The following is a 6,080-nucleotide window of genomic DNA, read 5'->3' as shown; positions in this document are numbered from 1 at the left end:
ACATGTACGGATGAATGTGGGAGGTGTTCGGATGAAGTCGATAATCAAGGGTTCTTGGTTTATCGTGTCGAACGCTTGTGTTGTGCCACTGCCTGCGGCAACGGTGTGCTACACTCTTGCACTGCTGAGTGGGCCAGACGGTCGCGCGATGTGCTGCTTGCAGCACGCGTGAGGAAAGTCCGGGCTCCAGAGGGCGGGATGCCGGCTAACGGCCGGGCGGAGTGATCCGACGGAAAGCGCCGCAGAAAAGAAGACTCCCACCTGCGCCGCAAGGCGTAAAGGGAAAAGCTGAAACGGTGGTGTAAGAGACCACCAGCGTCGTGGCAACACGGTGGCTTGGCAAGCCCCATCCGGAGCAAGCGCGAATAGGAACGCTATGGGCCGGCCCGGTCCGCGTTCGGGTAGCGTGCGTGGAGCTGCATGGTAACGTGCAGACAAGATAAATGACCGTTCACGACAGAACCCGGCTTATAGGCCCACTTGGCAACTATGTTGACGCTGCGAACCCGTCAGCGCGGCAATCTGCCTTTCAAGCCTTCGGGCATGACCAAAAGGTCAATGCCCTCGTCTTTCAAGGCACCTTGCTCGCGCCGACGGGTTCTCGCTTTCGTTGACGGAATCATCGGCGGTTCCGTTCTATTTAGGCGGTTAACCGATGTGCCCTTTGCCGTATTATTGAGGCTGTTTGTTGCCGCGCTTAGTTTTGTTGAGGGGCTTTGTTGGACAGCTATTTTACTCTGCAATCGAATATTGAGGTTTCGGGCGAGTTTGTGGACCGCAAGAGCCGGTTTATTGCCCAGCTGGTCCATATTGAGTCCGAGGATGAGGCGAATGCCTTTATCGAGACAGTTCGCAAGCGCCATTACGACGCTCGACACAATGTTCCCGCGTGGATTTTGGTCGATGGACGCGAGCGCCAGAGCGATGACGGTGAGCCGAGCCGCACGAGCGGTATGCCGACGCTCGAGGTGTTGCGCGGCGCAGGGCTCAAAAATGTTTGCTGCGTAGTGACGCGCTATTTTGGTGGCACGCTGTTGGGTCCTGGTGGCTTGGTGCGTGCCTATACTGCGGCGACGCAGGCGGCGGTGGCGGCTGCTCGGGAGGCCGGGCGGATCGTCGAGATGACGAGCGTCGTGCCTGTTGACGTGCATGTGGCCTATCCGCAGTATGAGCAGGTGCTTCGTTTGGCGCAGGATTCGGGTGCCAAGGTTTCGGATACCGATTACGCGGATGCCGTGACACTTCATTTGGTGTTTAAAGCGGGGGAGCAGGGGCCGTTTTGCGCTAAGATGCGCGAGCTTATGGCGGGGCGCGAGGAGATCGAGGTCGGCGATCCCGAATTTGCCGAGTTCTAACGACGACGGCCGGCGTGCTTTTGGATGAATCCCAAGCGCGCCGGCCGTGGTTTTATGTTACTGCCGTTTACTCGGCAAGCTGCTTTAGCATATCACAGGCGATCTCGATGGCATCGTCGATGCAACCAGGGCAGCTGCGGAGCGGACCCTTATCCGATCCGATGCCCTTGAGCGTGCCGCAGACGGTCGTCGTGTTCTTCTCGCCAAAACGCTTGGCGATTTCGCGCGACAGCTTGTAGGTCTGGCCCTTGGTCTTGGGGTTTTCCATGCCGTCGCTCATTACAAAGCCCATGATGGCCACGGCTCCCGAGATGGCGCCGCAGGTTTCGGTCATGCCGCCCATGCCGGCACCAAAGCCCTCGGTGAGGGTAAAGGCGATCTGGGGGTCGAGCCCGACGGCGGGCGCGAGCGTGCAGGCGACGGCCTGGGCGCAGTTAAAGCCACGGGCGTGGTACTCGGCAGCCTGAGCCTGACAGGCGGTGATGTCGAGCTGGGCCGTATCGATTTGCTTCATCGTTGTCTCCTTGGTCACGGTGTACCCGCCTATGGTACCCGTGACGGTGCGTGTAATCATCGAGAGCTTCATGGATGCCTCATTTTATCTATCGAGCAAATGCCCAAGGCTTGAGATAAATACCCCTGATCAATTTGTCCCATAACCTACCTTGGGGATGGGTTGAGAGGGGTGCAGGGTAGCGGTATCGTGAACCGAATAAAACTAAAACCCAGGCAAGGGAGCTAGATATGAGCGAGCAGACCATCGGTACGACGTGTGTTCAGGGCGGTTATCGCCCGGGTGATGCAGAGCCGCGTCAGGTGCCTATCTACCAGTCAACCACGTGGAAGTACGATACGTCCGAGCACATGGGCAAGCTGTTCGACTTGGAGGAGTCGGGCTACTTCTATAGTCGTCTGCAGAATCCCACGTGCGATTTGGTTGCCGCCAAGATCTGCGAGATGGAGGGCGGTACCGCTGCGATGCTCACGAGCTCGGGCATGGCTGCGAACTTCCTCGCGATTTTTAACGTGGCCGGTGCCGGCGATCACGTGGTCGCAAGCTCTGCCATCTACGGCGGTACCTACAACCTGCTTGCCCATACCATGGGTCGTATGGGCTTGACCTGCACGTTCGTTGCCCCCGACTGCACCGACGAAGAGCTCGAGGCAGCCTTCCAACCCAACACCAAGCTCGTCTTTGGCGAGACGATCGCCAATCCCGCCCTTGCCGTGCTCGATATTGAGCGCTTTGCCAAGGCCGCGCACGACCACGGCGTACCGCTGATGGTCGACAACACCTTCCCGACGCCCGTGATGTGCCGTCCTTTTGAGTGGGGCGCCGACATCGTTACGCACTCCACCACCAAGTACATGGATGGACATGCGGCCTACCTGGGCGGCGTGATCGTCGACCACGGCCAGTTTGACTGGATGGCCCATGCGGACAAGTTCCCGGGTCTCACCACGCCCGACGAGAGCTACCACGGCGTGACCTATGCCGAGAAGTTCGGTCGCGAGGGCGCCTTCATTACCAAGGCCACCGCGCAGCTCATGCGCGATCTTGGTCCCATGCAGAACCCACAGGCGGCATTCTTCCTGAACAGCTCGCTCGAGAGCCTGCACGTGCGCATGCCGCGTCATTGTGAGAACGGCCTGGCCGTTGCCAAGTTCCTGCAGAGCCATCCCAAGGTGCGCTTCGTGAGCTATCCGGGTCTGGAGGGCGATAAGTACTATGACCTGGCTCAGAAGTACATGCCCAACGGTACCTGCGGCGTTGTGAGCTTTGGCTTTAACGGTGGTCGCGCGGCGGCCGAGACCTTTATGAAGAGCCTCAAGCTTGCCCAGATCGCCACGCACGTTGCCGACGCCCGCACGTGCTGCCTGCATCCCGCTAATGCCACGCACCGCCAGATGAACGATGAAGAGCTCATCGCCTGCGGCATCTCCGCTGACATGGTGCGCCTGTCGTGCGGCCTTGAGGACACGGCCGATCTGATTGCCGACCTTGAGCAGGCGCTCGAGCAGTGCTAGGCTAGCGTGCGTGCGAGGCGTGGGACGGCTTTTCGGCTGACGACGTCCTCATAGTTCCGATTCCGTAGGCGGGACCCCGATCGTGTCCGTTTGTAGGCGATTGGGGTCCCGTTTTTGCGTTGCACGATAGAAAGGATATACATGGAGAAAACTGCCGAGCAGCTGCGCCGCGAACACATTGCCCTAGAGGGCGATACCCACGGTAAGAATAAATGGGCGATTCTGTTCACCGTGCTCGTCATGACCTTTATGGCGTGTCTGGATGCGAGCATCGTGACGGTGGCGCTCCCAGTGATGCAAAAGGAGCTGGGGGTGGGTCTCGACCGCATTCAGCTCGTGAGCTCGGTGTATCTGCTCGCGACGTGCGTCGCCATGCTGCCGTTTGGCCGCTTGGGCGATGTACGCGGCAAGGTGAATGTGTTCCAGCTTGGTGTAATCGTCTTTACGGGTGGCTCGTTGCTTTGCGGGCTTTCGGCTTCGCTCGAGGTGCTTATCTTGGCGCGTTTCGTGCAGGGCGTTGGCTGTGCCGCCGCGATGGCCAACAATATGGGCATCATCACCGAGTCGTTTCCGGCGCGTGAGCGCGGCCGTGCCATGGGCATTCTGGCGACCTTTGTGGCTCTTGGCATGATGTGCGGCCCCGTGCTCGGCGGCGTGCTGGTGGCGAGCTTTCCCTGGGAGAGCATCTTCCTTATCAATCTGCCCATTGGCGTCATCTCGTTTATCGTGGGGCTCTATACGCTGCCGCATGTGAAGCCGGAGGCTGGCGAACGCCCTATGCCGTTGACAGAGGCGGCGCGTCGCTGCTTTGCGAGCTCGGCTTTCACTATTAACCTGGCTTGCATGCTTATCGTGTTCGTGGGTATCGGTGCCTCCGAGTTTGTGCTGCCGTTCTACTTTCAGGATGCCCACGGCTTTAGCTCCGATATCTCCGGCCTGTTGTTTTTGGCGATGCCGGTCGTGAATGCCTTTGTGGGCCCGCTTTCGGGCTCGGTGTCCGACCGTGTTGGTTGTGAAGCGCCCACGGCCGTTGGCCTGGGCGTGTACGTGTGCGGTCTCTTTGCGGTGAGCACGCTTGACGAGCACTCTTCCATCTTGATGATTGTGTGCTGCATCGCGTTTATGTCGTGCGGCACGTCGATCTTCCAGAGTCCCAATAATTCGCTGTATATGGGTTCGGCTCCGCGTGAGGCGCTTGGCTTTGCGGGCAGCTTGAGCAGCTTGGCGCGCTATGCGGGCATAGCGCTGGGTATTACGGCGGCGTCGCGCATCCTGTATGGACAGACGAGCGCGGCGATGGGCAAGACGGTCACGAGCTATGTGGCGGGTCGTCCGGACGTGTTCCTCTTTGGCTTCCGTTTGGTATTCTACGTGCTGATGGCCGTTGCTACCGTGGGCTTTGCGCTCACATTGGTACGTTTGGTGAGGACGCGCACCCGGCATTAGCGTGTTGGGAGGCTGTCTGCCACGAATCGGGCCTATCTACTGGTCTTGCAGCTTTATGGTGCGATGCGGCTTGTGGGGCGGGCGGGGGTCGGTCCGTGGTAGACTATCGAACAACGTTTATTAATCGCGCGGTATCGTTGCCGCGAGAAGGGGTTGCGCCATGCAGGAGCTTGAGGATCGTATTCGCCATGACGGCATCGTAAAGGCCGGTAACGTCCTTAAGGTTGATGCCTTCCTCAACCACCAGTGCGACGTTGAGCTGTTTGACCACATGGGTGCCGAGTGGGCCCGTCTGTTCGAGGGCGTCGAGATCAACAAGATCCTGACGATTGAGGCTTCGGGCATTGGCATGGCTTGCATCGCGGCTCAGCATTTTGGCGGTGTGCCGGTGGTCTTTGCCAAGAAGGCGCAGTCCATCAACCTCGATGGCGAGCAATATGCCACGACCATCTACTCCTTTACCAAGCAGAAGGAGTACCCGGTCATCGTTGGCAAGCGTTTCCTGTCCGAGGGCGACAAGGTCCTGATCATCGACGACTTCTTGGCCAACGGCTGCGCGCTCGAAGGTCTTATCAAGATCTGCGAGGCTGCGGGTGCCGAGGTGTCCGGTATTGGCATTGCAGTGGAGAAGGGCTTCCAGGGCGGCGGCGATAAGCTCCGTGAGCGCGGCTTCCGCGTCGAGAGCTTGGCCCGTATCGCCGATATGGACTGCGAGACCGGCGAGATTACCTTCGCCTAAGCGCGCAACACAAGCGATTGGTATGCGATGTGACAAAGGGACCGTCCCTTTGTCACATTTTTTGTATGAGGGGAGGTGTTGATATGGATGAGAACAAGATGGGATGGCGCGAGTATGCGCGCTATGCCGAGATGTCGGCCGAGGAGTTGGCGCGCGATTGCGAGGTGCAGGTGTTTCGCGCGACAGGTCCGGGCGGACAAGGCGTCAACACGACGGACTCGGCGGTGCGCATGAAACATATCCCTTCGGGAATTACCGTGACGGCGCGCGAGAGCCGCAGTCAGTTCCAAAACCGTAGTAGCTGCCTACGTAAGCTGCGCGCTGAGCTTGAGCGTCGCGGGCGTCCACCGCGCCGACGCGTAAAGACCAAGGTGCCTCAGCGCTCTCGCCAGCGCAGGCTCAATGACAAGCACTTCAACGCCATAAAAAAGGCCAACCGTCGCAAACCGGGCAGCGACGAATAGCTTCCTCATAAGTTGCGGTGAAATAGGGACTGTTTTGCGGCTTTAACT

Annotated in this window: 6 protein-coding genes and 1 other RNA gene; 6 read left to right on the top strand and 1 reads right to left on the bottom strand. The window is 59.2% G+C overall.

The features are described from left to right. Positions 1-125: 125 nt before the first annotated feature. Positions 126-487: RNase P RNA component class A (rnpB, locus tag DXC52_RS05120), an RNA gene on the top strand. 229 nt (positions 488-716) lie between these two features. Next, positions 717-1,355: a YigZ family protein gene (locus DXC52_RS05115; RefSeq protein WP_199409465.1), complete on the top strand. Its 639-nt coding sequence runs from the start codon at positions 717-719 to the stop codon at positions 1,353-1,355. 67 nt (positions 1,356-1,422) lie between these two features. On the opposite strand, the gene DXC52_RS05110 is transcribed toward DXC52_RS05115, so the two are convergent. Then, positions 1,423-1,869, bottom strand: a complete 447-nt coding sequence (locus tag DXC52_RS05110) for a C-GCAxxG-C-C family protein (RefSeq protein ID WP_233504848.1) — start codon at positions 1,867-1,869, stop codon at positions 1,423-1,425. A 230-nt stretch (positions 1,870-2,099) separates the two neighbouring features. Here DXC52_RS05110 and DXC52_RS05105 point away from each other — a divergent pair, with 230 nt between their 5' ends. From DXC52_RS05105 to DXC52_RS05090, 4 genes are all read left to right on the top strand, one after another. After that, a complete protein-coding gene (locus DXC52_RS05105; RefSeq protein ID WP_117746415.1) occupies positions 2,100-3,383 on the top strand; it encodes an O-acetylhomoserine aminocarboxypropyltransferase/cysteine synthase family protein in 1,284 nt (427 codons plus the stop codon). A gap of 141 nt (positions 3,384-3,524) precedes the next feature. Next, complete coding sequence (locus tag DXC52_RS05100; protein ID WP_117746414.1) at positions 3,525-4,829, top strand: MFS transporter; 1,305 nt, start codon at positions 3,525-3,527, stop codon at positions 4,827-4,829. A 160-nt stretch (positions 4,830-4,989) separates the two neighbouring features. Further along, a complete protein-coding gene (locus DXC52_RS05095; RefSeq protein WP_022095227.1) occupies positions 4,990-5,568 on the top strand; it encodes a xanthine phosphoribosyltransferase in 579 nt (192 codons plus the stop codon). Positions 5,569-5,651: 83 nt separating this feature from the next. After that, positions 5,652-6,032 carry a peptide chain release factor-like protein gene (locus tag DXC52_RS05090; RefSeq protein WP_192919550.1) on the top strand — a complete coding sequence of 127 codons (381 nt, stop codon included), beginning with the start codon at positions 5,652-5,654 and terminating at the stop codon, positions 6,030-6,032. The last annotated feature ends 48 nt before the right edge of the window (positions 6,033-6,080 follow it).

Source organism: Collinsella sp. TF05-9AC, from assembly GCF_003438495.1.
Lineage (GTDB): Bacteria > Actinomycetota > Coriobacteriia > Coriobacteriales > Coriobacteriaceae > Collinsella.
The sequence above is the reverse complement of the archived record's forward strand: the minus strand, read 5'-3'. Positions and strand labels throughout refer to the sequence as shown.

Coding starts and splice junctions, on each gene's coding strand:
- DXC52_RS05110 (WP_233504848.1), bottom strand. CDS start 1,869: ATGAAGCAAATCGATACGGCCCAGCTCGACATCACCGCCTGTCAGGCT.
- DXC52_RS05105 (WP_117746415.1), top strand. CDS start 2,100: ATGAGCGAGCAGACCATCGGTACGACGTGTGTTCAGGGCGGTTATCGC.
- DXC52_RS05100 (WP_117746414.1), top strand. CDS start 3,525: ATGGAGAAAACTGCCGAGCAGCTGCGCCGCGAACACATTGCCCTAGAG.
- DXC52_RS05095 (WP_022095227.1), top strand. CDS start 4,990: ATGCAGGAGCTTGAGGATCGTATTCGCCATGACGGCATCGTAAAGGCC.
- DXC52_RS05090 (WP_192919550.1), top strand. CDS start 5,652: ATGGATGAGAACAAGATGGGATGGCGCGAGTATGCGCGCTATGCCGAG.